The organism is Cohnella sp. GbtcB17 (genome assembly GCF_019091135.1).
Classification (GTDB): Bacteria; Bacillota; Bacilli; order Paenibacillales; family Paenibacillaceae; genus Cohnella.
Genome location: NZ_JAGXJW010000333.1, coordinates 1 through 254 on the forward strand (window position 1 = coordinate 1; position 254 = coordinate 254).

Below are 254 nucleotides of genomic sequence, written 5' to 3' on the forward strand. Positions count from 1 at the left end.
GTAGGTTAGGATCATCCGCGTCAAGTAGCACTAGCCCTTGACTGCCGAACCAATCCGCCAATAAACGGGCAAAAGCCAAGCTCAAAGAAGGCGTATCCGTAATATGGCTTTGAAGGCGTTCTAGCAATGCCGGCTTAAATTCGGTGTCCGGCAATTGAGATGCTAGTTCTTGCAGTGCCGCGTCCCATTGTTGGGCGGTAAGCGACGTTCGGCTAACGGCAAGCCGCGGTCCGTCCGGACGCTCGATCCGGATT

1 protein-coding gene is annotated in these 254 nt (G+C 54.7%); it reads right to left on the bottom strand.

Annotation, left to right across the window (positions count from 1 at the left end):
* The coding region (gene bshC, locus KVT38_RS33870) for a bacillithiol biosynthesis protein BshC (RefSeq protein WP_217598098.1) at positions 1-254 on the bottom strand (254 nt) is incomplete at both ends.